Here is a 25814-nt window from a genome sequence, read left to right on the forward strand (position 1 = left end):
ACAGCTAATTCTCGCTGCGCGGCGCAACTGTCAGAAGTGATTTCGAGGAATCGGAGTCAGCCGGACTGATAGCAGACCCGTTCACTTAAGGCTCTCGGGTTCTTGAATACAAGAACGTTATATGCAATTGTTCTAAAGAAAGGATGAGTATTAGTGCCATTCGAAATTGAAAGTAAATTCGTAATTGCTGTAGCCTCAAGTGCTTTATTTGATCTTTCAGAATCCGATAGAGTCTTCAGAGAAAGTGGAGAAGAGGCATATAGGAAATATCAAAGAGAGCATGATGATGAAGTGTTTGCAACGGGGGTTGCTTATCCACTTATTAAAAGACTATTGAATGTAAATACTTCACAAGAGCAACTTGTGGAGGTTGTGTTATTATCTCGAAATGACCCTGATACTGGTTTAAGAGTTTTTAAATCTATAGAGTATTACGGATTAACAATTAGTAGAGCAATATTTGTTGCCGGTAGTAATCCATTTCAATATATGGATGCTTTTAACGCTAGTTTGTTTTTGTCAGGTAATCCCGAAGATGTTAAAGAGGCTGTAGAACGCGGTTATCCTGCAGGTTGTATTTATCCAACCGACTATGTTGATGACGAAGATGATAAAGAGCTTCGATTAGCGTTTGATTTTGACGGAATCATTGCTGATGATTCGGCTGAATCAATTTTCCAAGGAGGCGCCTTGGAAAACTTTCATTCACATGAAAGGGAACTTGCTGGTGAACCTTTACCTGCTGGTCCACTCTTACGTTTTTTCACAGAGATATCAAACTTACAAAAGAAAGAAATTACAAAAAACCAAAGCAATCCGAACTATAAACCAAAAATTAGAATTGCAATTGCAACAGCAAGAAATGCCCCTGCGCATGAGAGAGTAATTACAACTCTTAGAAAATTAGATATTAGAGTGGATGAAGCTTTTTTTCTGGGGGGAATTGAGAAGAAGAGGGTATTGAGTATATTTAAGCCACACATCTTCTTTGACGATCAGGTTGGTCATATTGAAGGAGTAGCCAGAATACTACCATCTGTTCATGTGCCATTTGGAGTAACTAATAAGGAATAGAGTTTTAGCAAACAACCCCTGCATTGGCCGGGTCCGTCGGACCCGGTCGCATTCGCTCCTTTAAGCAAGTGAGATTAGGGTATGGAAAAGAAGCCATGCTAAAAGCAATTGAGTATGTTAGGGCGTTTCCGCTTGGAAAAGCGAAAATAGTAGAACTTACATACAAATCGGAAAACGTAGTAGCAAAAAGAATTTACGACGCACTTGGTTTTGTGGAAACAGGTGAAATTTTGTCTTGCGGCGAAGTGCGCGCCAAACTTGTTTTGTAATATTAACAATCGGATAAAATGTGATGTATTTTGCTCGATCTACTAGTGAGCCAAGACTATCCTCTGAAACCGAAGGTATCATTTTATTAAGTGAGACAGAATTGATTAAGCTATGTAATAGTGAAGTATATTATATATTACAACCTCTAGGTCAGATGAAGTTTCTTGCAAGATTAATCCAGGAACGACCAGATATCGTGAATAACGTTTATAAGTAATTCGTGGATAGTATTAATTCAGTATTAATTTAACAGTGAATAAATAGTAAGTCAGAAAGGGGAGTACATCAGTGGAGAAAGGAAGAATTGTCTTTTTGAATGGTGTGACAAGTTCTGGGAAAACATCGATAGTCGATGCCATTCAATCTAAATCTGAAGATTTTTTTTATGTTGTGGCCAATGACCTTTTTGAACAAATGATAGGCGATAAATATCTGCAAGAAGATTACTGGAAATATTTAAGCGAAGTTATTGTTATGATGTATCATACGGCAAGATTATTTTCAGATTGTGGTAAGAATATTCTAATTGATGGAGTACTAGTTGAAAAACCTGAGATAAGACCACATTATGAAAAGGTCAAAGAGATTTTCAAGGGATATCCCTTAGATATAGTTGAGGTGTTTTGTCCCTTGGAAATATGTCGCAAGCGTAATATAGAACGTGGTGATAGAGCAGAAAACCAGTCAGATTGGCAAAACAAAATGATGGCTGAAAATATTCAATATAGCTGCTCAGTCGATACCAGTTTGAATACACCAGATGAATGTGCCGAAATCATTATTGGAACATTATTTAACAAACCCGTAAAATGACTTTTTCTTCAATGACATTATAATGAAGAGAACAATGTGAATTAAGATTTCGCTGACTGAATGGAGGAGTTATATGAAGCATGCTTTAGTTGTAGGTGGTTCGGGGATGCTTGCTAAAACTTCAATATGGTTAGCTGATAATGGCTATAAGGTATCTGTCATTGGTAGGGATCGTTACAAGCTGAATAAGTTAAGCGAAATGAGCGACAACATCATCCCGATTTCAGTTGATTACTACAATGAAAGGCTGTTTAGATCCAACATTCGCAACGCAATTACTACAAACGGCTCGTATGATCTAGTTGTTGCATGGATTCATAGTAAAGAAAGAGAAGTAATCGATATGATTAGCAGTGAAATCACTACAGTCAAAGAGTGGAGTCTGTTTCATGTGCTAGGAAGCAGCTCGAACCTTGAGAATATATTGAATGAGATCAATTACAGCGAGAATTGCGATTATCATCAGGTTCAACTAGGTTTTGTTATTGAGAATAATAAATCAAGGTGGTTGACACATGATGAGATTTCTAATGGCGTAATAAACTGTATTCGTACAAATGCTAAGAAATATCTTGTGGGAACTTTAACACCATGGGATAAAAAACCTTAAAGTCAGATCGGTTTAAGACTAATAGATGATGGGAAGTCCGAAATTAATAGCATAGCGGATCTTGAACGTTAGACTGCCCGCAAAACGAACAGAGCTCCCTCAGGCGAGGGAGCTCTTTTATGAAAGTGCTAGAATTATCGATGCTTGTGCAATCCTTTCCCATAATAGAACGCGACGAGAATGGCGTACCAGATCGGACCGATAATTAATGAAACGCGCGTTTCCGGGAAGTAGGCCATCAGCCCGATTACGCCAATCAGGAAAGCAAGCGTGAGGTATGAGCTGTAAGGAGCCCACGGCATTTTGTACGACAATTTGTTTATCTCATCTTTGTTCAGGCTTTTGCGGTATCTCAGTTGGGAAACGAGAATGATTGCCCAAGTCCAGATGGCGCCGAACGTCGCGATACTGGTTAGCCATGTAAAGACTTTCTCGGGCACCAAATAATTGAGCGCAACCCCGATCAGCAATGCAGCACCTGATGCTAATGTGGCCATACCCGGAACGCCTCTTCTCGTAACCCGGCTAAAGCGGGCGGGTGCTTCTCCCTGCTGGCCCAGATTAAACAGCATGCGCGCCGTACTGAATATCCCGCTGTTGCAGGAAGAGAGCGCTGCCGTAATGACGACGAAATTGATAATGCCGGCGGCGAATGGAATGCCTATTTTTTCAAATGTCATAACAAAGGGGCTTCCCGTTGCTCCGATTTCGTTCCATGGATAAATCGACATGATCACGAACAGCGCCCCGACATAGAAAATGAGAATGCGCCAGAAGACGGAGTCGATTGCTCGGGAAAGCGACTTCTTCGGATTTTTCACTTCGCCTGCGGTGACGCCTATCATTTCAATGCCAAGATAAGCAAACATAACCATCTGCAAGGACATCAACATTCCGGTGAAACCGTTTGCAAAAAAGCCGCCATGGCTCCATAAATTGCTGATGCCAACCGCCACGCCCTCGTTGCCGAACCCGAATAGAATCATCGCAAGTCCGAAACCGATCATCAGAACGATCGTGACAATCTTGACGAGCGCAAACCAGAATTCCAGCTCTCCGTAGGCTTTAACGGCAATTAGATTCACCAACGTCATGATGATCAGAGCGGCCAAAGCCCAAATCCAGCGGGGAACGTCGGGATACCAGAATTCCATATAAATGCCGACCGCCGTAATTTCCGCCATGCACGTCACAATCCAGAGAAACCAATAGTTCCAGCCCGTTAAATACCCGAAGATAGGTCCAATATATTCTCTTGCATAGCGGCTAAAGGAGCCCGCTACCGGATTTTGGATCGCCATCTCGCCTAACGCCCTCATAATAAAAAATATGGCTAAACCGCCTAGCGCATAAGCTAACAAAATGGCCGGACCTGCAAGTTTGATGGCCGAAGCGGAACCGAGGAACAATCCGACGCCAATCGCGGCCCCCAACGACATTAAAGTAATGTGCCTTTGTTCAAGCCCCCGGTGCAGCTCTGTTTCATTTTGATTTTTCATAAAGAATGTCTCCCCCTAATGAAAATAATCTTTTCTGGAAGCGCTATCAAAATACCTGTGAAATCATTCCTCTAAATAACGAGGCAACCGGATGACGCATAAATTTGCGGTCTGGAGCCAAACTTAAACAACCGCGAAACTTATGGAGTCATCTTATCACAATCGTCTTTTCCTGTTTTTGTTCTATTTGCAGAAATAAATTCGTTTTCTTTGTTATAATCGACAATAAAAGGCTCAGGAGAGGCCTTCAAAAGGTGTTGTTCATCTTGAATGAGAATCACGATCCCTTTAACAGAAGCTTCGAAAGCCTGGAGGCGCTAGCCGATACGATCAGCGAAGTCCTGCATAATCCCGTTACGATCGAAGACGACAATCACCGTCTCATCGCCTATAGTTCTCACGAATCCCAAACCGATACCGCGCGTGTAGCAACCATCATAGGCCGCCGAGTTCCCGAGAAGGTCATTCGAGCTCTATGGCAGGATGGAATCATGCAGCGGATTATGGAAAGTGAAGAACCGGTCGCCATTTCTGCAATCGAGTCAGTCGGTTTAGGCGATCGGTTGGTCATGGCCATTCGCAAGCAGCATAAAATTCTCGGCTATATTTGGGTGCTGGAATCGGACAAAAGGCTGGGCAAGGAAGCCTTCGACAAGCTGAAGAAAGCGGCGCATGCAGCCACGACGAAGCTGCTTCAGCTTCAAGTCAAGAAACGCAAGGAAGAGAAAGGACACGAGGATTTCTTCTGGCAGCTGCTGACCGGACATTTGTCGACAAGCGCCGAGATTAGGGAGAAAGCTGCTGCGCTCGAAATCGAATTACCGCGACTATATCGAATCATCGTCTTGGAATTCGGATCGGAAATTCAAGACAAGCAGCAGCAGATCGAATATATGCTTACGACGACGCAGCGGGTTTCCATTTTATTTCATACGATAAAGCATAATCAGCTCATTTTGCTGACTGGGCTAAATCAACGCCAGTACGACAAGGAATCTGATTTCGGTCATTTCGAATACTTGTTCGAACAAATGCAGCAGCGGTTCGGCTTCTCGCCCTCCGACGGGGGAAGCGGCTCCGTTTACGACGATTTCATCCTGGTGGAGCGAAGTTATCGGGAAGCGCTGACGGTGCTGCGGATCAAGATGCAATTTCCTCATGAAACCCGGAATGTTTACGATTATCCGACGCTCGGCTATTACCGCTTTCTTCCGGCTTTACTCGCCGAAAACCGTACTCACCCCATCGAGAATCAGTGTCTGAAGAAGTTGCGGGAGTACGATTCGGAGCACAACGGCAACTTACTACATACGTTGGAAGTGTTTTTGTCCTCCGACAGCAACGTGAAAGCCGCAGCGGAAGCGCTGCACGTTCATATCAATACGCTGAGTTACCGGTTGAAGCGAATCGGAGAAATCGGCGGCATCGATCTGGATAGCATGGACCAGAAGGTGACCGTTTTCCTTGATTTCAAAATAAACAAGCTGAACGGGGCGCCGCTTTTGTGAATCCGCACAACCGTTTCCGGTCAATTTGTTATTCCCGCACAAAGTAAAAAAGCGTTTTCACCCTTATACTTGGCTGTGAAGTCCAGTAAAGGGGGAACAGCAGATGATTATCGGCGTACCGAAGGAAATTAAAAATAATGAAAACAGGGTGGCGATCACGCCCGCAGGCATCATCTCTTTCGTTAAAGCCGGCCACACCGTGTATATTGAACGGGATGCCGGCATCGGCAGCGGATTCACAAACGAAGATTATGCGTCCGCGGGAGCGATTCTGCTGGAGAAAGCCGGCGAGGTGTGGGCGAAATCGGATATGGTCATGAAGGTGAAGGAGCCGTTGCCGTCGGAATATGGCTTTTTCCGTAAAGATCTCATCTTGTTCACTTATTTGCACTTGGCGGCAGAGCCTGCGCTTGCCCTAACTCTTACCGAAGCGGGAGTGACCGGCATCGCTTACGAAACCGTCGAGGTGAACCGTACGTTGCCGTTGCTCACGCCGATGAGCGAAGTGGCGGGGCGAATGTCTACCCAAATCGGGGCGCAGTTTCTGGAAAAAATTCATGGCGGCATCGGCATTCTGCTCGGCGGCGTGCCGGGCGTGAAGCGCGGTAAAGTGACGATTATCGGCGGCGGAGTCGTAGGCACCAACGCAGCCAAGATCGCCATCGGGCTTGGCGCGGAAGTGACGATGATCGATTTGAGCGCGGATCGGCTTCGTCAGTTGGACGATATTTTCGGTTCGCAGATCAGTACGCTGATGTCGAACCCGCTAAATATCGCCGAAGCGGTAGCCGATTCGGATCTCGTCATCGGCGCCGTGCTGATTCCGGGCGCTAAAGCGCCGAAGCTTGTCTCCGAAGAGATGATCAAAGCGATGAAGCCGGGAGCCGTCGTCATTGATGTGGCCGTTGACCAGGGAGGTATTTTGGAAACCGTCGACCGTATTACAACCCATGATGATCCAACCTACGTCAAGCACGGAGTCGTTCATTATGCCGTCGCGAATATGCCCGGCGCCGTCCCAAGAACATCCACTATCGCGCTTACTAACGCTACCGTGCCCTATGCATTGCAACTGGCCAACAAAGGCGTATTGAAAGCGATTCGGGATAATCATTCCCTGATGCTGGGAGTTAATACCGCAGCAGGATTCGTCACTTATGAAGCGGTAGCCAAGGATTTGGGATACGCCTTTGTTCCGGCCTTGCAAGCGCTCGACAACGCGCTTTCCGCGGAATAACCGGTTACTCTTATGCATGTGCCAAGCTATAGGGATACTTGGGCGGAAATTTCACTGGATGCGATCGCTCACAATGCCGCATGGTTTAAAGCTCATATCCGACAGGGTTGTCTCCTTATGGCCGTCGTGAAAGCCGATGGCTACGGGCACGGCGCGGTCGAGACGGCCAATGCCGCTATCGGGGCGGGCGCGGAATATTTGGGCGTTGCTTTACTGGATGAAGCCCTTCGGTTACGGGAAGCTGGCATACAAACGCCGATTCTTGTTTTCGGTTACACGCCGCCGCGTTCCGTTGAAGCGGCGGTTGCCCGTGATATTACGATGACGGTATTTTCCCGCGAAGTGTTGGAAGAAATCATCTTATGTTCAGAACGGCTGAACCGTCCGGCGCGAATTCATATCAAAGTCGATACAGGCATGTCCCGAATCGGTGTACAGACGCCTCAGGAAGCGTTGGCGCTTGCCGAGCTGGCGCTTTCCTCCCGTTACGCGTCGATTGAAGGATTGTTCACGCATTTGGCTGACGCCGACGGCGAAGATGAACGTTATACACGGAAACAGTTTCAATCTTTCATGGCATTCGTCGAAGCATTCAAGCAGAGAAATGTCGATATTCCGATCAAGCATTGCTGCAATAGCGCTGCTGCTATGCGTTTTCCCGACATGCATCTGGATATGGTGAGGGTCGGAATCGCTTTATATGGGCTGCACCCTGCAAAAAGGCTGCAACGTGAGGATTTCCCCGTTCGGCAAGCCATGAGCCTGAAAACTCGGCTATCTGCGATAAGGCGTGTTTCCCGCAATCAGCCCGTGAGCTACGGTTGCACCTTCTTGCCCGAACGGGACAGCGTCATCGCAACGATTCCGATTGGCTATGCCGACGGTTTGTCGCGGAAGCTCTCGAACAAAGGAAGCGTGTTCTTGCGTGGACAACGCGTGCCGATCGCCGGCCGGGTCTGTATGGATCAGACGATGCTGGACGTAACTTCACTCTCCGATGTAGAGGTTGGCGATGAAGTTACGTTGTTCGGCCAATCGGGTGGCAGGCTACTTTCCATCGATGAAGTGGCCGACTGGATGGACACCATTAATTATGAGGTCGTTTGTTTAATCGGGAAACGAGTGCCGCGGGTTTATGTCTGACGGATTACCTGATCGAACGGAAGCTTTAAGGCCCCTTCGCCATTACGGCGGAGGGGCCTTTGTTGTACGCGTAGCATGGGCGCTACGTAAGTACGGGACGCCAGAAAGCGGAAGGGCCGATCTGAAAGGAGAGAGGAAACCGATGCGTTCGATCGTAGAGCAAAGGCAGCCGAATATCCCGCAAGGGAGCTGCCAGCAAAGAGAAGCGGTAAGCCGTCAGGGTATGCTGAAGCGCCGAGTTTTTCGTCGGCACAACTCGCCCCTTGCTTACATTGTAATCTCATTACACCCACAGGATACTCTCCCGAATGTCTGGGAACGAATACAATTCAGCGCGAATGCTATTAATAAATATGACTCGCTAAAAATCTCAGATCTTGATAGTATCGAACAAGACAAAGACCCGTTTCGAAACGGGAATTCAGAGTTATATGTTGCAGCCTTATATAAGTTTAAAGAAGAAAGGTCATGCGACAGTAATAATCTGTTTTATAGTAAAAATAAGAAAAGTTTAGAGGAGAAAGACGATAATCTCTTGGTTAGTGGTTGTATCAAAAAGATATTTACCTAGTTATGAGAAGCTAAAGGGGAATGTAAAATGTATCATTTGCAGCAGGCCGATAAAAAATTAATAATAGCAAAACAGATATTGCATGATCTAAATTTACTTCATTTATGGAGCGCTGTGGGGGAACCGAAGTTGGTTGGGGCAATAGCATATAATTTAATTGTCAATCCGGATATTGATATGGAAATATACTGTGACAGGCCGGATGCAGCTTCCGGATTTCAAGTCCTTGAGCAATGTGTTCGAAATCCCCATGTTATTGCAGCAAGATACTCTAATCATCTTCATAATGAAAATCAGGGCATATATTTTCAATTGAGATATAAGCATGAGGACGATTCGATATGGAAGATCGATATGTGGCTATTGGCACATGACCATCCGGGGCCTTGTGCAAAAGATTTAGTAGAGCCATTGAGTCGCGCGCTAACGGATGCAACGAGAGAAGCCATTCTTACGATTAAAGAGCAGATCCGATTGAATGGAGATTCTATTGCTTCCATTCGGATATATGAGGCTGTGATTGACTACAACATAAGAACATATAAAGCGTTTATGGATTGGCATTCAAAGAATAACGACCAAGGTCTGACGATCTGGAAACCGAGGTAACAGGGGAAAGGCATTGCAATACCGAATAAGTTTATGAAACGTAGTGATGTATAGCCGCGTAAGTCGTACATAATTCAATCGATGAAGAGGTGCAAAATGATTAAATCACTGATATTTGATTTTGATGGGACCATAATTGATACCGAGACGCCGTGGTATTACGCATTCAAAGACATTTATCAAGAATATGGGGTCGATCTCCCATTGGAGTTATGGAGTAAATGTATTGGCACATCCTTCGATCACTTCAATCCATTCCAGCATTTGGAACAATGCTTAAATCAACCAATGAACCGTGAAGAGATTGAAATCCGATCCAAAGAACACTATAAAAAATACATAAATAATGTAAAGCTAAGAGATGGTGTCGTACACGTCCTTTCGGAAGCAAGATTGAAAGGCCTCAGTATAGCGATCGCTTCAAGCTCTACGAGAAGCTGGATCGTTCCTTACCTGGAGAAGCACGAAATCCTCCATTATTTCGATTATATTGTTACCAAAGATGATGTTTCTCAGATTAAGCCTAATCCGGAATTGTACGTCAAAGCCATTGAATTATTAAATGTCAAACCAACGGAAACCATTGCCATAGAAGATTCGTTGAATGGATTAATCGCGGCGAAAGCAGCCGGAATTTATTGCGTCGTCACTCCAAATGAGGTTACGAAAGCATTGCCGTTCGAAGGACATGATCTGATCCTGAGCTCTTTACAAGAAATCGGTTTTGACGAATTAATTACATGTTACCGTAAATGAGGGGATTAAATCATGAGCGTTTGAAGTGCTCAATGGACAATGATGTTGTTCAAGAAGCATGACATTCGACTCCGCGGCGCGCTCGAGAAAGGATGAAAATATGTCAGAGCCTATCGTTATTATGCCCTATCGATCTGAGTGGAGAGATGAATTTTTCGTTATGGGTGGCCGGATTCTTGCCGCTCTTGAAGGAGCTGCAATTCGGATCGATCATATTGGTTCTACATCGGTTGTCGGGCTGGACGCAAAACCTGTCATTGATATTCAGGTCTCCGTTCAGTCTTTCGATTCTTTTGAAGCTATTAAGAATTCACTTTCTCATGCTGGTTTCATTTATAGAGCGGATAATCCTGATCTAACGAAACGATATTTCAGGGAAGGAGCGGGTATGGGAAGAACCCATATTCATGTCAGGGAGCATGGGAGCTTTTCTGAACAGGTGTCTCTGTTATTCAGAGATTACTTGAGAGAACATGATGACGAAGCAAAAGAATATGCAAGGATGAAGGTTGAATTAAGCGAGATATATAAGGAAAATCGAGAACGTTATGTTGAAGGGAAAGATCCTTATATATGGGATATTCTGAGAAGAGCCAGTAGGTGGAGCCAATTGGTCGGATGGAAACCCAGCAAACCTGATTTGTATTGATTCAAATAAGACGCGCGTCAGACGAACGAAGTCACGGCGCGTTTTTTGTTTTAACAAAGTGTAATGTCTTTCATTCTGAAGTGGTATATACTACCAAGTGAGATATAAAAATCGGTTATTAGAAGAGCAAAGGGAGGGATATTTTGTTCACATTTTCAGCCTTAGAAGGAAACCGAGTAAAGTTAGTTCCACTTGAAACGGAGCATATCCAACCTTTATTCGAATGTTCAAGAAATCCTGACATATGGATTAATTATCCTTTCTCAATAACAACAACTCAAGAAATGCACGGCTTTGTTACGAAGGCTTTAGAAAGCCGGGAACGAAATGAGCAATATCCGTTTGCTGTTTTTGATAAAGAACGCAATGAGTATGTCGGATCAACGCGATTTTTAAGGATATCCAGATTAGGAGCGGTGAAGGAAGGGCTGCTAAGAAAGAAGTATTATAAGATGGATTATTTTATCTATGGAATCATAGATCGAGAATGGAAAGAGATAAGAAACAGGCTTGAAGGATATCTCGGAAACGAGGGTACTTAAACCATTGAATAACCATTGTGAATAGGAGGAAATTATGAGTCAAGATTTTTATTGCGATGAAGTTCTGAATGGAAGAACAGAAGTGATGAAAGTGATGGAGACTGATATCGTTCTGGCATACCACCACACGAGACCTTCTTATGAACATCATATTGTAGTCATTCCTAAGATTCATGTACAATCTCTAGTTTCTGAAGAGGAAGAAAATAACGATCATCTTCTGCTGGAACTCATGAAAGTGATTAAAAGAGTCGCCTCGGATATGATGTTGAAAACTGGATCGGCCAAGATCATTACAAACTTGGGAACATATCAGGATTCGAAGCATTTTCACTGGCATGTTGTAAGTGGCGAGAGGAGAAACGAAGAGTGAGGGATACTAATGAAACCATTAATTGGAGCCAAACTAAACGGTGTGATGTTATATGCACAAGACTTGAGAAGAGCTAGTACATGGTATTGCGATAACCTTGGACTTCAACTTGCAGAGCATCATTTCGATGATTTTGCAGAGCTAGCCATAGAAGGTCAGTATGTCATGCATCTATTTAAAGTTTATGATCTGACACCTATATCGAGAGCTGTGTTCTCATTTCAAACAGACGATATTGATCATGCATATCAAACATTAGTGAACAATGGGGCAGAAGTTTATTCAATTGAAGTCTTCGGAGATCATAAGAGCTTTTGTTTTAAAGACTGTGAAGGAAACATGCTGATGATGTCTCAATACGCATAATAAGCATTTACTGCTGCGCGTCTGTTGCGAGCTATAATTCTTAGATCGGAGATGAGCGGCTTGGATATCGAGTTAGCAATATCAATTGCTCTTCACACGCATAAAGGCCAACGAGATAAAGGTGGAAATCCATATATTTTGCATCCAATTGCCGTCATGAACAGAGTGGGTACGATGGAAGAGAGGATTGTTGCCGTATTGCATGATGTTATCGAAGATAGTGATGTAACACTTCAACATTTAAGAGAACAGGGATTCTCTGAAGAAATCATTGAAGCGATAAGTTTATTAACGAAATCAGAAGATGATCGTTATGAAGAATTCATTGAAAAAACACTGAGCAATCAAATAGCAAGAAAAGTCAAGATAGCAGATATAAAAGTAAATATGGATCTATTAAGAATCAAAGAACCAACTCAGCATGACTATGAGAGACTTGAAAAATATAGAAAAGCAATTGAAATTTTGGAGAATACTTAATTCCATACGACCTTGGCCCATACCTGACTTAGAAGGGTCATTCCCCGTGAGAGGTAGATGAATGATTTGATTTCAACTATCCTGTGGAAGGACAAAAGTAAAGATCTCCTATCATTGTTAGTAGAAGATGTCCTGAAGAGCGTATCTCCAATCGATTCTGGACTAGAGGCAGATGTATTTCAAGTCAGTACGCCGGAAGATAAGTTCTTATTGAAAGTATGGAACCGGGATTCGAAGCCGGATATATCACGTCAGTATAAGCTGTTAGAGGAATTGTATGCTCTAGGAATAGCCGTTTCCAAGCAATATGGCTGGGGAATTGACGAACACAGAAATCAAGTATTATTAACGAGTTATGATGGTACGCCGATCAACAAAGTGAGTAAACTAAAGCTTACCGAAGTTGCCAATATTTAACCTGAAATCCGAGAAGTCCCCCACCTCTAAACTTCCTAACTCACGTAGTGAGCGTGTAGGTGGGGGATGAATTGGTGCTTTTAGTATTCTGTTTACCGACAAATATGCGAACGTACATTCCTTTTTTTGTGGTATAATCGATTAAGGGGGTGATTACGTGAATAAGGCTTATCGGTTCAGAATCTATCCCACAACAGAGCAAGAGACGATGATTCGTAAAACATTCGGCTGTGTTCGGTTTCTCTACAATCGGATGCTGGCTGAACGTCAAGTCAAGTACGAATGTTATAGAGCAGATAAACAGCAACTGAAGCAGCAGAGGTATCGGACACCGGCATCGTTCAAGATGGAGTTCGACTGGCTGCGAGAAGTGGACAGCCTTGCCTTGTGCAATGCGGAGCTAAACCTGAAGACCGCCTTCCGGAACTTCTTTCGTGACAAGCACATGGGGTATCCGAAGTTCAAGAGTCGGAAAAACCCGGTGCAGAGCTACACAACCAATAATCAGAAGGGGACGGTTCGAATCGCAGCAGACGGGAAGCATGTCCGTATCCCTAAACTTGGTATGATCCGAATCAAGCTCCACCGGCAAATTCCGGATGGACATGTCATCAAATCGGCAACGATCAGCCGCAATTCAAATGGGAAATACCACATTTCGATCCTGACCGAGTATGCGGCAGACATCGAACATACGATCCCCCATCGTGAAAAAGTACTAGGCCTGGATTATAGTTCAAAGACGTTATATATCGACCACACCGGCACATCCGCAAACTATCCGAGATATCTGCGTCAGATGGAAGTTCAGCTGAAGCGAGCACAGAGAGTCCTCTCCAGAAGGGAAAAGGGTGGGTCGAACTGGAAGAAGCAAAAACTTCGGGTAGCCCGTCTCCATGAGAAAGTATCCAACCAGCGGAAAGATTTCCTGCACAAAGAGAGTCGGCAGCTGGCTGAAGCTTGGGATGCAGTCGTTGTGGAAGATCTGAACATGAAAGTAATGTCCCGAACCTTATCTCTCGGAAAAGCAACGATGGATAACGGAAACGGCATGTTCAGAGCGTTCCTTGGGTATAAACTGGCCGAACGTGGTAAGTCGCTTGTTCGGATTGATAAATGGTATCCTTCGAGCAAGCTTTGCAGAACGTGTGGTACGATCAACACGGAACTGACACTTAAGGATCGAGTCTGGGTCTGTGAGGGTTGTGGTATGCTCCATCAGAGGGATGAAAATGCTGCCGGAAACATACGGGCTGAAGGGATTCGATTGTTAGGCATGGCATAGATGAATAGAGAACCGCCGGGCAGGCGGAGATAGCCCAGTAATGATATCTAGGTTATTAGGTATGTCCTGGGAAGCCCCCACTTCTATAAGTGGTGGGAGCATGTCACTGGAGATTCATAAGTTTCCGTTGGATAGTGCTGATGATCTGACAATACCCAGATATGATTTTATAAACTATTTCTTCCCTGGAATTGAGAATCAGCGAGATATACAAGAAATATTGAACTGGCTCGTCGGAAGTTCGGGAATGGAACAAAAATGTCTAATTCATGGGGATTATAATTTGGGCAATATCCTTGAATGCGATGGGAGATATACGATTATCGATTGGACGAATGTCCAGCTTGGCGATCCAAGATACGATATGGCATGGTCGATCATACTAATGTGGATTTATGTAAGTGAAAAGAACAGTTCCTATTACCGCTCCGTATTTTTAATGAACAATACGTACACATCGGATGAGCTGGAAAAGTTTGAGGCCATAGCTTGTCTGCGATGGATTCTGCTTAACAGAATTGCCAATCTTCCAAGACGGAATAACACAATTTCAACCGTTAGAACAATCCTCAAAAAGAATAAGTACTTGGATGAAGCATTACTTTAGATATTAAACTTGCCTAATTGGAAACAAACGGAGGTGAGCTCATGATCCGACAAGCGGATCTTTCGGACCTTAATCTGCTGATTCAAGTAGACCTTAAGGATGAAGGCATTACTTCAACTACAGCAGCTGAGCTGTCTGAAGAAGATTTATTTGACCATCGCACGAAAATTATGAAATTTATCACCGATAAAGATCGCGGGGTATTCATTTATGAGGACAAGAACAGTAAGAAGCGACTTGGACTCTTAATGTATTCCATCGTCAATAGGGATGCCGTGTATCCATGGAAGACTATATTCCATGAATTAGATCGTCGATTATTTCAGGTAGATGGACGTTTTATAGAGATCTTTCAATTATGGGTGGATCCTAATCATCGAAGATTGGGCATTGCGACGGAATTAAAGCAAACCCTTGAAGATATAGCAAGTAGCCACGATATCCATTTGATCTATACGCATACGGAAGAACAAAATCTACATGTTATTGAGCTTAATTCGAAGCTGGGATACAAGGAAGTTAGACGAGGACCGATTTGGGATGAAGTTATTCGAGTAAGCTTAATTAAACAATTATAGATAAAAGAAGAAAGGAAAAACAGCATGAATACATCCTTGTATATTACACTCTCAACGAACGAGAATATTGATGAAGCAGCAAGCTTATTTGACGAATATAGAGTCTTCTATGGACAAGATTCAGATCTAGACGGAGCCAAGAAATTCATTGGGGATCGTATGGAGAACCGGGAGTCGGTCCTATTTCTTGTTATGGATAGGAGTGAAAATCATGCAATCGGTTTCTGTCAGTTGTATCCCTCTTTTTCGTCGATATCCATGAAGCGAACATGGATTCTAAATGATTTATTTGTTCGAGAAGCCTATCGAAGTCGCGGTGCGGCTAAATTGCTTCTTGAGGCTGCCAGAATGTATGGGGTACAAACACAAGCAAAAGGCATTGCATTAGAAACAGCCATGACGAATGACATTGCACAAAAACTGTATGAAAAGAACGGCTACGAGAAGGATACGGAATTTTTTCATTATTTTTTGAAGATTTAAGCTGCGCGGCGATTTGCTGCAAGCCGTTGAACGATTTTATCGGACATTATGATTCCAAGGAACGTGGCCACTAGGGGGGATCGATGATGTTGATTCTAATTGCAATACTACTTGTTATCATAATTATCCAACTATTCGATATTAGTAGTAAATTACCGAAACGAGACAATGTGAAGGAAGCGATGGAGAGGGATCAGAAGAGAAAAGAAAAGGAATAAGCTAGATGTTTGGGCTTTTATTCCAAGGGCATCTCAGCCGCAATCGCTTACTCTATTAAAGGAGACGCGCCTGCATAAGCGCGAAGAAGCACTTCTTCGACGCCGCGGCGCGTTTTTTTATACAAATCGTGATACCATTAACCCAAAAAATGGTATATGCTTCCAGGTGAAGGTAGTGGATATGGGGTTCGGAAATAGATGAGACTTTGTTTGTTGAGGTGATTGTTATTATAGCGTATCTATTCATTTTCCTTTTATTCATCCTGATTAACATCTTACTCTCGATTTTCACCGGAATTCCAGGATTACTAATATTTAATTTCTCACTCCTTGCAGTACTTCTCCTTCGAATAAATGACAAGATAAGCAAATTTACAGAAAAACGTGCTCGTAATAAACCTAAGAATGACCAGGAACTCAATCAATTAATGCATGAATTAGAGCTATCCAAGCGTGAATTTGATGAGAAAGATTTACCCAGCAAGAAGGAAATTAGTGAATCGGCCGAAGAGACGAAGGATTAATGTATCTTAATCGCCTGCAAGCTTTACCAGTCGGTATACTACAATGCTTGGAATTGTTTGGAAGGTGGCTTATGCACCATACAAGAGCATAAGTGATTAAGATGAAAGGCAGGAGATTAGAATATGCTTACGATTGTGAAAGGACCCTATTTGCAATGGCCAACTGAGGATTCCATGACGATTATGTGGGAGACATCAGAGCAGGCTTCATCGAGAGCGGATGTCTTAATGGCGGAACGAATACATAGTGGCTATCAGGGAAATTACAAGAAACCGGAGCATGTCGTGTCAACCGTTTCTAATAAAGGCTATTGTACAATCCACCAACTTACGGTGAAAAATCTGGAGCCGAGTACGATCTACTTTTACAACATATACTCCGCATGCGAGAAAGGTGAAATCGAATCCGGCCCACATCCGCTTAAGACGGCCGTGCGGAAGGGCGAACCATTTTCGTTTACGGTGACAAGTGAAACCGGTGGGTACAGCGGCTTCGACCAGTCGAATGGCCGGATTAATAGAAACATTTTTCATCAGATGCAGCGCTATAGACCAGACCTAACCTTATTTGTCGGTGATCTCGTCAATGATGGGCAAAATTATGATGACTGGGAAAAGTACTTCTTCCGTCCTGGTAAGGACTTCATAATAAATACGCCGTTCTATAGCTGTCTAGGAAATCACGAACGCAATGCTTCTTGGTATTATGATTTTTTTGCTTACGATCCACCAAAGAACTATTATTCGTTCGATTACGGCGATGTCCATTTCATTTGCCTCGACAGTACTGATTTTATTAAACCTGAACATTATCCGAATAGCGCAGGGGAGATAAGCTCGGGGAACGCGCAATATGATTTCTTGGTTCAAGATCTGGAGGCGACCTCTGCAGCGTGGAAAATCGTCTTTTTTCATTATCCTCCTTATATATCAGGCGGTTATCAGGTAGAAGAGCTTAGGAAACTAAGCCCTGTCTTGGAACAGTATGGAGTGGATGTCGTATTTAACTCCCATACGATTGTATATGAGCGAAGTCATCCGATCCGTGGAGGCCAGATCGATGAGAATGACGGTATCGTCTATATCGTGGCGGGTGGAGCAGGGGCGATGCCGGATTGGTTCCTTCCGAAGCGGGAATGGCATACTTCGCAATCTTTGGCGGTTCCTCATTTCGTGCAGGTAGTTGTGACTTCGAATCTTCTGGAATTGCGTGCCATCGACGAAGAAGGCAGACTTTTTGATGCCCTGAAGATAAGGAAAGGAACGAACGGCAGAAAAGAATTTCTGTAAATGCAAACCACCAACGCAGGTTTGAATGTGTATCCCCGTTATCAAGCTGCAAGGTTCTTACCCTTCGTATCCTCTCGTGTATAATAATGGAAGAACCGAGGAAAACAAGATGCTAATCGACCGTAAAGTAAAAGAAGTTCTCGATGACTATATCAAGATTGAAATAGAACAACATTCCAGCTTGGAAGCAATCATACTATGCGGATCGCAGGCAACAGGAATGGCGACTGCTCACAGTGATATTGATCTCTGTTATATCGGCCAATTTCCTTCATTCAAACGGGTGAACAGCACCTATAAAGACTATGATGTACAAATCATGATTGCTCCTTGGACGTGGTATGAGGAAGTAATAAGGTCCTTTGAGAGAAAGGGCAATATTGGGACCATAACAACGATGCTGGCAGCCGGTATATGCCTTTGGAGTAAACGAACCCTCACTAGTAAGTGGAAGGAGCTTCAGGACGAAGCGAAGAGGTATTACGAAGCAGGTCCGACGCCAGCAGCTCCAGAAGAATTGATCCGAATGAAACGTAAAATAATCGAACTATGGAATAATTATAAGGATGCGCACGACGAATGGAGTTCGATCTGGCTCAGGAACACGCTTGTTCAGGATTGCATAGAGGCGCATTTTATCATTCAAAATTGGTGGGCTGTGAAGCCGAAGTATCTCATCCGAACCTTGCGGGAACGAGACCCGGTATTGGCTGTCAATTTGCAAGAGTGTTTAGGTTCAAATAGAGAATCGAATGTCAGACGCTTTGCGATTATGTGTTAAGTCCTTTAGGCGGATTACAGAAGGAATGGTAATCTTAGTATGAGCTAGCCGTTCGGATTGGAGAGATCATGTTGGAAACGAATATGAATTGGAAAAGGAATGTCACGCTTTTCTTGGTTAGCCAAACCGTATCGCTCTTCGGATCGTCCCTCGTTCAATATGCGATCATGTGGTACATCACGATAAATACGCAGTCCGGTGTTATGATGACGATATCCATCATTTGCGGTTTTCTGCCGACCTTCTTTCTTTCTCCATTCGCCGGTGTATGGGCTGACCGGTATAACCGGAAGAAGCTAATCATGATATCCGACTCTTCGATCGCACTGTCAACGCTACTATTAGCGATATTGTTTCTAATGGGTTACGATGCCATTTGGCTGCTGTTTGTTGTGTCTGCCATTCGAGCACTCGGAACAGGTATCCAGACGCCTGCAGTCAGCTCCTTTCTTCCGCAGCTTGTGCCGGGCGATAAGCTTACGAAAGTAAATGCGACTTACAGCAGCATACAATCGCTCGTCATGCTGGTGTCGCCGATGCTGAGCGGAGCCCTGCTAACGCTGGCTTCCATCGAATCCATCTTCTTCATCGATGTGATTACAGCAGCGATTGCAGTGTTGATCCTGCTCTTCTACTTAAAAGTACCGGCTCATGCCAAAGCATTACAAAAGCAAGATCTCAGCTATTTCGAAGATATGAAGAAAGGCTTCGTGTATATTAAAGATCATGCTTACGTGAAGACATTCTTTATATTTTCCGCCGTCTTCATGATATTGGCCACACCGGTTGCATTCCTAACACCGTTACAGGTCACGCGCAGTTTCGGCAATGACGTATGGCGCTTGACGGCCATCGAGATGACGTTCTCGATCGGCATGATGGCGGGTGGAATCATCATGGCTTCCTGGGGCGGCTTCAAGAATAAGGTGCACACCATGGTATTATCCAGCTTTGCAATCGGAATTTGTACGTTCGCGCTAGGACTAATTCCGATATTCTGGATTTATTTGCTTGTCATGGCGTTCTCGGGTTTGACCATGCCGTTCTTTAACACGCCATCGACTGTCATGCTGCAGCAGAAGGTCGAGGAGAGCTATTTGGGCAGAGTCTTTGGCGTATTCAGTATGATCGCCAGCAGTATGATGCCGCTCGGGATGCTTGTGTTTGGACCTTTAGCGGATATCATCCGAATCGAATGGCTGCTTATCGGAACCGGACTGCTGATGGTGGTTCAGAGCCTCTTTATGTTAGGTAACAATGTATTGATCAAGGCCGGCGCGCCTGCTCCAGAGGTAGAAGTGAAACCGTAGTCTGCGATAAAACGAGAATTATCGCACGTTTCATCTCCGCGGCGCTTTGTTTGGGGATGAATCGTGTGTCCGCTATTTCGATCTTGTAAAATATCAACTATGAATAATTCTACTTAGGGATGAGGCAGGCCAAACATGCAGATTACAACAGATCGACTCACGATCAGACCCTTTGTGGAAGCGGATTTAACCGAATTCGAGAAGCTGCTTCAAATCCCGGAAGTACCAGGTTGGCAGATGCAAAGGGAGAATGCCGTCGGATTTCTGAAATGGCAGATCTCCAATTACGAAGCAATGGATATTATTAATGGTATCGTTTGTTTCGGGATTTTCGATAAGGTTCATGGCCATGTGTTGGGCGCTGTCGGGGCAGGTGAGCATGATGATTTGTACGAAACCGAAATATGTTACAATCTGCTGCCATCGGCAAGAGGACAGGGGTATGCATGAAAAACGGAGGTAGCGATAAATTCAACAACCTCCGGATTTTACATCGGGATATACACAGGCTCGTAGATGCATCGACTGACAAAACTATTCCTATTGTGGTTTAACGCAAGGACGATCGTGACCGTTAGTGCGATCATCGAGACAATAATGAAGGTGAAGTCGAACCGTTCATCCGTTATTCGAACCGCCAACTTCTGAATAAATCCCGCGCCTCTTAGCTGTCCGCGCTTGACATATTTTACAATGCAGTATATTATGAAGGTATAATTATATTTCGGATATCGAAATATTCGCAGGAGGAATCAATGTTGGAGCTTAACCGTCTTCTGGACTTGGTCTTCGCGCATATGCGCAAACTGATGTTTCCGGAAGAATGGATCGACTTCGATCTCGCGCTCTCGAAATCGGAACTGTTCGCTTTGCTGGCGCTTGACCGGCACGGCGAGATCATGATGAGTCAGATCGCCGAGCACCTCAGCGTCCCTATGAGCACGGCATCCGGCATCGTCGACCGTCTCGTCAAAAACGGGCTAATCCGCCGGGACCGCAGCGAGTCGGACCGCAGAATCGTCGTCATTCGCCTATCCGAGAATGGCAGTGCGCTCGTGGAAGCATTCAAAGACCGGCTGACCTTTTACCTAGAGAAAATCGATCGCGCATTGACCGAGGAGGAGAAGACGGTTCTGTTGACGATTGCTGCCAAGATCATCGGCGCGCTCGGCGCAAGTCCGGTCGATCCTGCATCGCGCGGGCAGGACGACGGCTCCGTCCGCAAAATCGAAATCGAGTAACGCTTCGGCCCACTTGGTGGGCTTTCTATTCGCTCAATATTTCGACATTCGAAATATTCATAAACTGAAGTATGGGAGGAAGCGCAATGAGAATCATTTTGTATACGGGGAAAGGCGGCGTCGGCAAAACGAGCGCAGCGGCGGCTACGGCGCTCAAGAGCTCGGATCAGGGATTGAAAACGCTGGTGATCAGCACCGATCCCGCACATAGCTTGGGTGATTCGTTCGACATGAAACTGTCCCCCGAGCCGATCGAAATCCGGCCGAACTTATGGGCACAGGAAATCGACACGATTCACGAACTCGAGCAAGGCTGGGGCAAAGTGCAGCAGTATATTACTACCCTCCTCACCTCCAAAGCCGTGAAGGACATTACGACGGAAGAATTGACGGTGCTGCCCGGCATGGAAGATCTGTTAAGCTTGATGAGAATAGCGCGTTACCATAAGGAGAATGCGTTTGACGTCATCGTCGTCGATTGTGCGCCGACAGGCGAAACGCTGGCTTTGCTCAGTTACCCGGACGTCATGCGCTGGTGGATGGAGAAGCTGTTTCCGATCAAAAAAGCCGCGCTGAAAGTGTTGCGTCCCGTGGCGAGTCCACTGCTCGGCATTCCCATGCCCTCAAACGCGGTCGTCGACGAAATCGAAAACATTTACCATCAGTTGGAGGAAATCCGGCAAATTATTGCCGATCGGGAAACGACCAGCATTCGCATCGTCGTCAATCCGGAGAAAATGGTCATCAAAGAAGCGCAGCGCAGCTTTACCTACCTGAATATTTACGATTACAACGTGGACGCTGTGATCGTCAACCGCGTCATTCCCGATCGCGTATCCGACGACTATTTCAAAGCTTGGAAGGAAGTCCAGAAACGTTATCAAGAAATGATCGAGGAAAGCTTCGCACCGATCCCGATCTACCATGCGCCGCTTTACGAACAGGAGCTTGTCGGCATCGAGATGCTGTCGCGGATGGGAGAAGACCTGTTTCCTGACGATCCGGTCGAAATCAAGTACAACGTCCGCACGCAGCAGGTGCAAAAAGTCGGAGACGAATACGTGTACAGCATTTACATGCCCTTCACCGACAAAAACGATTTATCCCTGAACCAGAAGTTCGACGAGCTGATCGTGAAAGTCGGCAGCGCCAAGCGAACGATCGGCCTGCCGCGAACGCTGCAGGGGTTGTCCGTTAAAGGGGCCAAATTCGAGCAAGACACGTTGAAAATACGATTGGGGAGCGGATCGTAATGGACGAGAAAGCACTCGTGCAAGCCATGGAATGGAAAATTCGGATGGCGCAAACGTCGATCGCCGAACTACCCGAACCTCTGCGTTCGCTGGCGCAGGAAGCGGGCGGCAGGTTTTTGCGCAGCCTTCATGCCGCGACGAAGGCATATACCGCGGAGCAGCCGCCCGCTCGCGAAGAAAGCGCGGTCAAGCCGATCTCGATCGACTGACGGCTGCCCCCTTGCGTCTCGCTAACAGAACCCCCCAAAAAATTATTGACTCCGGAAGATAAAGTAGAATTATTCAGGAAAGTAAATTCTCGTTCCAAACAGCGCGGGGAACCGTACCACATGTCATTGATCTAACGGGAACGACAGTTCAATCTCCAATTAAGACTAGGCTACCGACATTGATCGGTAGCCTAGCTCTGTAGGCAACGATGGATAACGGGAATGGCATGTTCAGAGCGTTCCTTGGGTATAAACTGGCCGAACGTGGTAAGTCGCTTGTTCGGATCGATAAATGGTATCCTTCGAGCAAGCTTTGCAGAACGTGTGGTACGATCAACACGGAACTGACACTTAAGGATCGGGTTTGGGTCTGTGAGGGTTGTGGTACCCCCCATCAGAGGGATGAAGATGCTGCCGGAAACATACGGGCCGAAGGGATTAGAATGCTAGGCATGACATAGATGAATAGAGAACCGCCGGGCAGGCGGAGATAGCCCAGTAATGATATCTAAGTTATTAGGTATGTCCTGGGAAGCCCCCACTTCTATAAGTGGTGGGAGCATGTCACTATTCCTGGTATGTGAAGGGGAGTAGTAGTGTGGAATGCGATATTCGCAATATCTAGTATGTAGAAATTTTACTCGATGTTGAAGTCGTGAAGCAATTACAATTCCATGGCAAGAAATACACGTACATTGCGAAGATCGTCGGCGGTACTGAGGGGACAGACCCTGCCATTACAGGGAATGAAGATATCATAGAGATCGCATGGAAATCTATCCGTGATGAGATGTATTTGATTCCTATACTAAACCGCTTATAGAACTTATTACAAGCGAGCCACTAGAGATTCCTAGCCTCTAATAAAAAGTGGAAGAAAATACTTCGACTATATTTTTTTGTAGCCACAAAGAACAAGCCAGCCAGCATGTGCTTCTTAAGCTCATGCTGGCTGGCTTGTTCTTTGCAATTCACTGTAATGATATGGATCAAAGCAAGACTTTATTGGACGACTGATGATTAAACGATGTCATCGGAATACGCAGCCGGTCCGAAACGATATGCCCCCGCTCCGTTAGAAGCCACTTCAAGGACGCATGATTCGGTTCCGAGAACGCGAATTGAATAAGAGGCAGCAGTTGGTTGAACAGCTGATTGGCTTCTTCGACTTTGGTATCCCGGTACAGCTCGTAGACTTGCACGAATAGCTCGCTGTCCAGATTCGCGCTAGTCAAGATCCCGCCTTTCCCGCCGCCGCATAGCGAAGCGAAGAACAGCTCGTCTTCACCGCACAAGACGGGCTTGGTCATCGACCTGGCAAGCTTGTAGGTTCGCGTAATATCGTCGATGCATTCGTTCAGTCCAATAACATGGTCCATCTTCATAATGGCTTGTACCGTCTCCAGCTCCATGGATGTTCTCGTACGGCTCGTATGATCAACCGCAATTACCGGAAGCTCGGCTTCGGCCAATGCTTGAAAATGTTGAATGATACGCTGCTGTGAAGGACGACTATAGTAGGGGCCATAAGCAAGCACGGCATCCGCCCCAAGCGATTTCACCCACGCGGTTCTGCGAACGGCCGTTGAGGTGCTGCTTGAACCGATCCCAACGATCACTGGTATGCGTCTTGCCGCTTTGCGTGCGGTGGTGATCAGAGTTTCCAGCTCGTTGACTTTCAAAATCGCGGCTTCACCGGTCATCCCGTTTACGACGAGACCATGAACGCCATTGTCCACCAAATGCGTAACAAGACCCTCAAATGATTTTACATCCAAATTTCCGCGGCGGTCAAAAGGCGTAATCACGGGTACGATAACGCCGTGTAAAGTCTGTTCTGTAAGCACAGCTGTCAACTCCAATCTCTCAAGATGCGATTATTCTAAGATGCTTCTACTCCGCTTGATTCATAATCGAGGCGATTTCCTTCAGTAAAGCTGCATTTTCCTCCCTGGTCCCCACAGAAATACGAAGATAGTGCGGCAGGTTCCAAATTCCCCCGAAGCGTACAATAATGCCTCTGGCTAGCAGTGTTTCGTATACCCGTTTGGCATCCGGTCCAATATCCACCAGAACAAAGTTGCTCATGCTTTCCACGCAGGACAGTCCCAACTCTTGAAAACCTTGATAAAGTTGAAGCTTGCCGCGGTTATTTGCCTCTAGTGTCAAGCGCACGTGTTCCGTATCGTAAAGTGCGGCTGCAGCCGCAGCTTGAGCTAGTGCATTCACGTTGAACGGTTCTTTGACCTTGGCAATTTGCCGGATAATCGTCTCGGGAGCAGCGCCGTATCCGACCCTTATACCGGCCAGACCGTATAGTTTAGAGAAGGTTTGCAGCACGATGACCGGATATCCGGCCCGGACGAACTCCAGTCCGTCTGTATAGTCTGATGCGGTGGCAAATTGGCTATATGCGGCATCCATAAGTACGACGATATGCTTGGGCAATACGTCCAGCAGATGGTGCAGAATCCCTCTAGGCAAATAGGTGCCGGTCGGATTGTTCGGTGAACAGAGACAAAGCAGCTTGGTGAGCTCATTCACAGCTCCGACAATGGCATCTATATCGAATTGAAAATTCTCGCCAAGAGGCACCTGTACGACCGTTGCTCCCATCAAATGCGCTCCGAATTCATATTCGCTAAATGATGGCGTGCATATAATCACTTCGTCGCCGGTCTCAAGGAATGTTTCGGATAGAAGGGTAATCAGTTCATCTCCGCCGTTACTGATGATGAATTGATCGGGACTCAGCTCCAGCTTAGCTGCCAGAGACTGCCTTAGGCGGGAAGTGCTTGCATCCGGATAGCGATGAAGATCATGCAACGAGCCTGCAATAGCATCAAGTGCTCGGGGCGATGGTCCAAGCGGATTCTCGTTTGAAGCGAGCTTGATAATATTCGGCAACCCTAGCTCGGCTTGAAGCTCCCAAATGGGCTTTCCTGGTGTATACGGAGTCAAATGCTGAAGCGTTTCACGCGCTTTGACATTAAACTTAATTTCCATGGTTCATCCCCGCTTCTATATCAAGAATAATAATGGTTTGGGATGAATATAAGGGGTTTCGGCCGAAAAGTAACCCTCCAATCCTGCATGCTTTTGACCAAGCCGCTTCCGG

At 45.4% G+C, this 25814-nt stretch carries 31 protein-coding genes; 28 read left to right on the forward strand and 3 right to left on the reverse strand.

The genetic code is table 11. From position 1 onward, the window contains the following. Window positions 1-153: 153 nt before the first annotated feature. The 4 genes from L1F29_RS15265 to L1F29_RS15280 all read left to right on the forward strand — a co-directional run bounded on the left by L1F29_RS15265 (window position 154) and on the right by L1F29_RS15280 (window position 2767). Window positions 154-1074: a 5'-nucleotidase gene (locus L1F29_RS15265; protein WP_258389155.1), complete on the forward strand. Its 921-nt coding sequence runs from the start codon at window positions 154-156 to the stop codon at window positions 1072-1074. A gap of 95 nt (window positions 1075-1169) precedes the next feature. Next, window positions 1170-1343 (forward strand): hypothetical protein, encoded by a 174-nt coding sequence (locus L1F29_RS15270; RefSeq protein WP_258389156.1) that lies wholly within the window; start codon window positions 1170-1172, stop codon window positions 1341-1343. Window positions 1344-1632: 289 nt separating this feature from the next. Beyond that, entirely contained in the window at window positions 1633-2157 is a 525-nt protein-coding gene (locus tag L1F29_RS15275; protein ID WP_258389157.1) for a phosphotransferase-like protein, read from the forward strand. A gap of 73 nt (window positions 2158-2230) precedes the next feature. After that, window positions 2231-2767 carry a short-chain dehydrogenase gene (locus L1F29_RS15280; RefSeq protein ID WP_258389158.1) on the forward strand — a complete coding sequence of 179 codons (537 nt, stop codon included), beginning with the start codon at window positions 2231-2233 and terminating at the stop codon, window positions 2765-2767. A 134-nt stretch (window positions 2768-2901) separates the two neighbouring features. Here L1F29_RS15280 and L1F29_RS15285 read toward each other — a convergent pair whose 3' ends face one another. Continuing rightward, a complete protein-coding gene (locus L1F29_RS15285; RefSeq protein WP_258389159.1) occupies window positions 2902-4266 on the reverse strand; it encodes an amino acid permease in 1365 nt (454 codons plus the stop codon). Between the two features lie 266 nt (window positions 4267-4532). Between L1F29_RS15285 and L1F29_RS15290 the strand changes: the two genes are divergently transcribed. The 24 genes from L1F29_RS15290 to L1F29_RS34415 all read left to right on the forward strand — a co-directional run bounded on the left by L1F29_RS15290 (window position 4533) and on the right by L1F29_RS34415 (window position 23157). Then, a complete protein-coding gene (locus L1F29_RS15290; RefSeq protein WP_258389160.1) occupies window positions 4533-5774 on the forward strand; it encodes a PucR family transcriptional regulator in 1242 nt (413 codons plus the stop codon). Window positions 5775-5877: 103 nt separating this feature from the next. After that, a complete protein-coding gene (ald, locus tag L1F29_RS15295) occupies window positions 5878-7011 on the forward strand; it encodes an alanine dehydrogenase (protein WP_258389161.1) in 1134 nt (377 codons plus the stop codon). A 12-nt stretch (window positions 7012-7023) separates the two neighbouring features. Continuing rightward, window positions 7024-8154: an alanine racemase gene (alr, locus tag L1F29_RS15300; RefSeq protein ID WP_258389162.1), complete on the forward strand. Its 1131-nt coding sequence runs from the start codon at window positions 7024-7026 to the stop codon at window positions 8152-8154. Between the two features lie 142 nt (window positions 8155-8296). Further along, window positions 8297-8725, forward strand: coding sequence for a hypothetical protein (locus L1F29_RS15305; RefSeq protein ID WP_258389163.1), 429 nt, complete (start codon window positions 8297-8299; stop codon window positions 8723-8725). 27 nt (window positions 8726-8752) lie between these two features. After that, entirely contained in the window at window positions 8753-9334 is a 582-nt protein-coding gene (locus L1F29_RS15310) for a hypothetical protein (RefSeq protein WP_258389164.1), read from the forward strand. A 96-nt stretch (window positions 9335-9430) separates the two neighbouring features. Next, a complete protein-coding gene (locus L1F29_RS15315) occupies window positions 9431-10090 on the forward strand; it encodes an HAD family hydrolase (protein ID WP_258389165.1) in 660 nt (219 codons plus the stop codon). 100 nt (window positions 10091-10190) lie between these two features. Then, complete coding sequence (locus L1F29_RS15320) at window positions 10191-10739, forward strand: GrpB family protein (protein ID WP_258389166.1); 549 nt, start codon at window positions 10191-10193, stop codon at window positions 10737-10739. 143 nt (window positions 10740-10882) lie between these two features. Beyond that, entirely contained in the window at window positions 10883-11281 is a 399-nt protein-coding gene (locus L1F29_RS15325) for a GNAT family N-acetyltransferase (protein WP_258389167.1), read from the forward strand. Between the two features lie 34 nt (window positions 11282-11315). Beyond that, complete coding sequence (locus L1F29_RS15330; protein WP_258389168.1) at window positions 11316-11654, forward strand: HIT domain-containing protein; 339 nt, start codon at window positions 11316-11318, stop codon at window positions 11652-11654. Between the two features lie 9 nt (window positions 11655-11663). Beyond that, the gene (locus tag L1F29_RS15335; protein WP_258389169.1) at window positions 11664-12020 is read left to right on the forward strand and encodes a VOC family protein; all 357 of its coding nucleotides are present in this window, start codon (window positions 11664-11666) and stop codon (window positions 12018-12020) included. A gap of 60 nt (window positions 12021-12080) precedes the next feature. Then, window positions 12081-12500 (forward strand): GTP pyrophosphokinase, encoded by a 420-nt coding sequence (locus tag L1F29_RS15340; protein WP_373876510.1) that lies wholly within the window; start codon window positions 12081-12083, stop codon window positions 12498-12500. A gap of 57 nt (window positions 12501-12557) precedes the next feature. Continuing rightward, window positions 12558-12917: a phosphotransferase gene (locus L1F29_RS15345; RefSeq protein WP_258389171.1), complete on the forward strand. Its 360-nt coding sequence runs from the start codon at window positions 12558-12560 to the stop codon at window positions 12915-12917. 208 nt (window positions 12918-13125) lie between these two features. Next, on the forward strand, window positions 13126-14202 hold the full coding sequence (locus L1F29_RS15350) for an RNA-guided endonuclease TnpB family protein (protein ID WP_258389694.1): 1077 nt from the start codon (window positions 13126-13128) through the stop codon (window positions 14200-14202). Between the two features lie 40 nt (window positions 14203-14242). Next, entirely contained in the window at window positions 14243-14809 is a 567-nt protein-coding gene (locus L1F29_RS15355) for a phosphotransferase family protein (RefSeq protein WP_258389172.1), read from the forward strand. A 41-nt stretch (window positions 14810-14850) separates the two neighbouring features. Next, the gene (locus L1F29_RS15360; protein WP_258389173.1) at window positions 14851-15387 is read left to right on the forward strand and encodes a GNAT family N-acetyltransferase; all 537 of its coding nucleotides are present in this window, start codon (window positions 14851-14853) and stop codon (window positions 15385-15387) included. A 36-nt stretch (window positions 15388-15423) separates the two neighbouring features. After that, a complete protein-coding gene (locus tag L1F29_RS15365; RefSeq protein ID WP_258389695.1) occupies window positions 15424-15870 on the forward strand; it encodes a GNAT family N-acetyltransferase in 447 nt (148 codons plus the stop codon). A gap of 865 nt (window positions 15871-16735) precedes the next feature. After that, a complete protein-coding gene (locus L1F29_RS15370) occupies window positions 16736-17902 on the forward strand; it encodes a purple acid phosphatase family protein (protein WP_258389174.1) in 1167 nt (388 codons plus the stop codon). A 109-nt stretch (window positions 17903-18011) separates the two neighbouring features. Next, the gene (locus tag L1F29_RS15375) at window positions 18012-18683 is read left to right on the forward strand and encodes a nucleotidyltransferase domain-containing protein (RefSeq protein WP_258389175.1); all 672 of its coding nucleotides are present in this window, start codon (window positions 18012-18014) and stop codon (window positions 18681-18683) included. Window positions 18684-18751: 68 nt separating this feature from the next. Beyond that, window positions 18752-19993: an MFS transporter gene (locus tag L1F29_RS15380; RefSeq protein ID WP_258389176.1), complete on the forward strand. Its 1242-nt coding sequence runs from the start codon at window positions 18752-18754 to the stop codon at window positions 19991-19993. Window positions 19994-20128: 135 nt separating this feature from the next. Beyond that, window positions 20129-20443, forward strand: a complete 315-nt coding sequence (locus tag L1F29_RS15385) for a GNAT family N-acetyltransferase (RefSeq protein WP_258389177.1) — start codon at window positions 20129-20131, stop codon at window positions 20441-20443. 305 nt (window positions 20444-20748) lie between these two features. Beyond that, entirely contained in the window at window positions 20749-21234 is a 486-nt protein-coding gene (locus L1F29_RS15390) for a MarR family winged helix-turn-helix transcriptional regulator (protein ID WP_258389178.1), read from the forward strand. Between the two features lie 86 nt (window positions 21235-21320). After that, window positions 21321-22487, forward strand: coding sequence for an ArsA family ATPase (locus tag L1F29_RS15395; protein ID WP_258389179.1), 1167 nt, complete (start codon window positions 21321-21323; stop codon window positions 22485-22487). Then, complete coding sequence (locus tag L1F29_RS15400; RefSeq protein WP_258389180.1) at window positions 22487-22696, forward strand: hypothetical protein; 210 nt, start codon at window positions 22487-22489, stop codon at window positions 22694-22696. The genes L1F29_RS15395 and L1F29_RS15400 overlap by 1 nt, the downstream gene beginning before the upstream one ends. Window positions 22697-22923: 227 nt before the next feature. Then, a complete protein-coding gene (locus L1F29_RS34415; protein ID WP_373876545.1) occupies window positions 22924-23157 on the forward strand; it encodes a zinc ribbon domain-containing protein in 234 nt (77 codons plus the stop codon). A gap of 528 nt (window positions 23158-23685) precedes the next feature. Here the strand turns inward: L1F29_RS34415 and L1F29_RS15405 are convergent. Together L1F29_RS15405 and hisC are read right to left on the reverse strand one after the other, a co-directional pair. Next, window positions 23686-24543 (reverse strand): dihydrodipicolinate synthase family protein, encoded by an 858-nt coding sequence (locus L1F29_RS15405; protein ID WP_258389181.1) that lies wholly within the window; start codon window positions 24541-24543, stop codon window positions 23686-23688. Between the two features lie 46 nt (window positions 24544-24589). Then, window positions 24590-25702: a histidinol-phosphate transaminase gene (gene hisC, locus L1F29_RS15410; RefSeq protein ID WP_258389182.1), complete on the reverse strand. Its 1113-nt coding sequence runs from the start codon at window positions 25700-25702 to the stop codon at window positions 24590-24592. Between the last annotated feature and the right edge of the window lie 112 nt (window positions 25703-25814).

It is taken from the genome of Paenibacillus spongiae (genome assembly GCF_024734895.1).
In the GTDB taxonomy this organism is placed as follows: Bacteria; Bacillota; Bacilli; order Paenibacillales; family Paenibacillaceae; genus Paenibacillus_Z; species Paenibacillus_Z spongiae.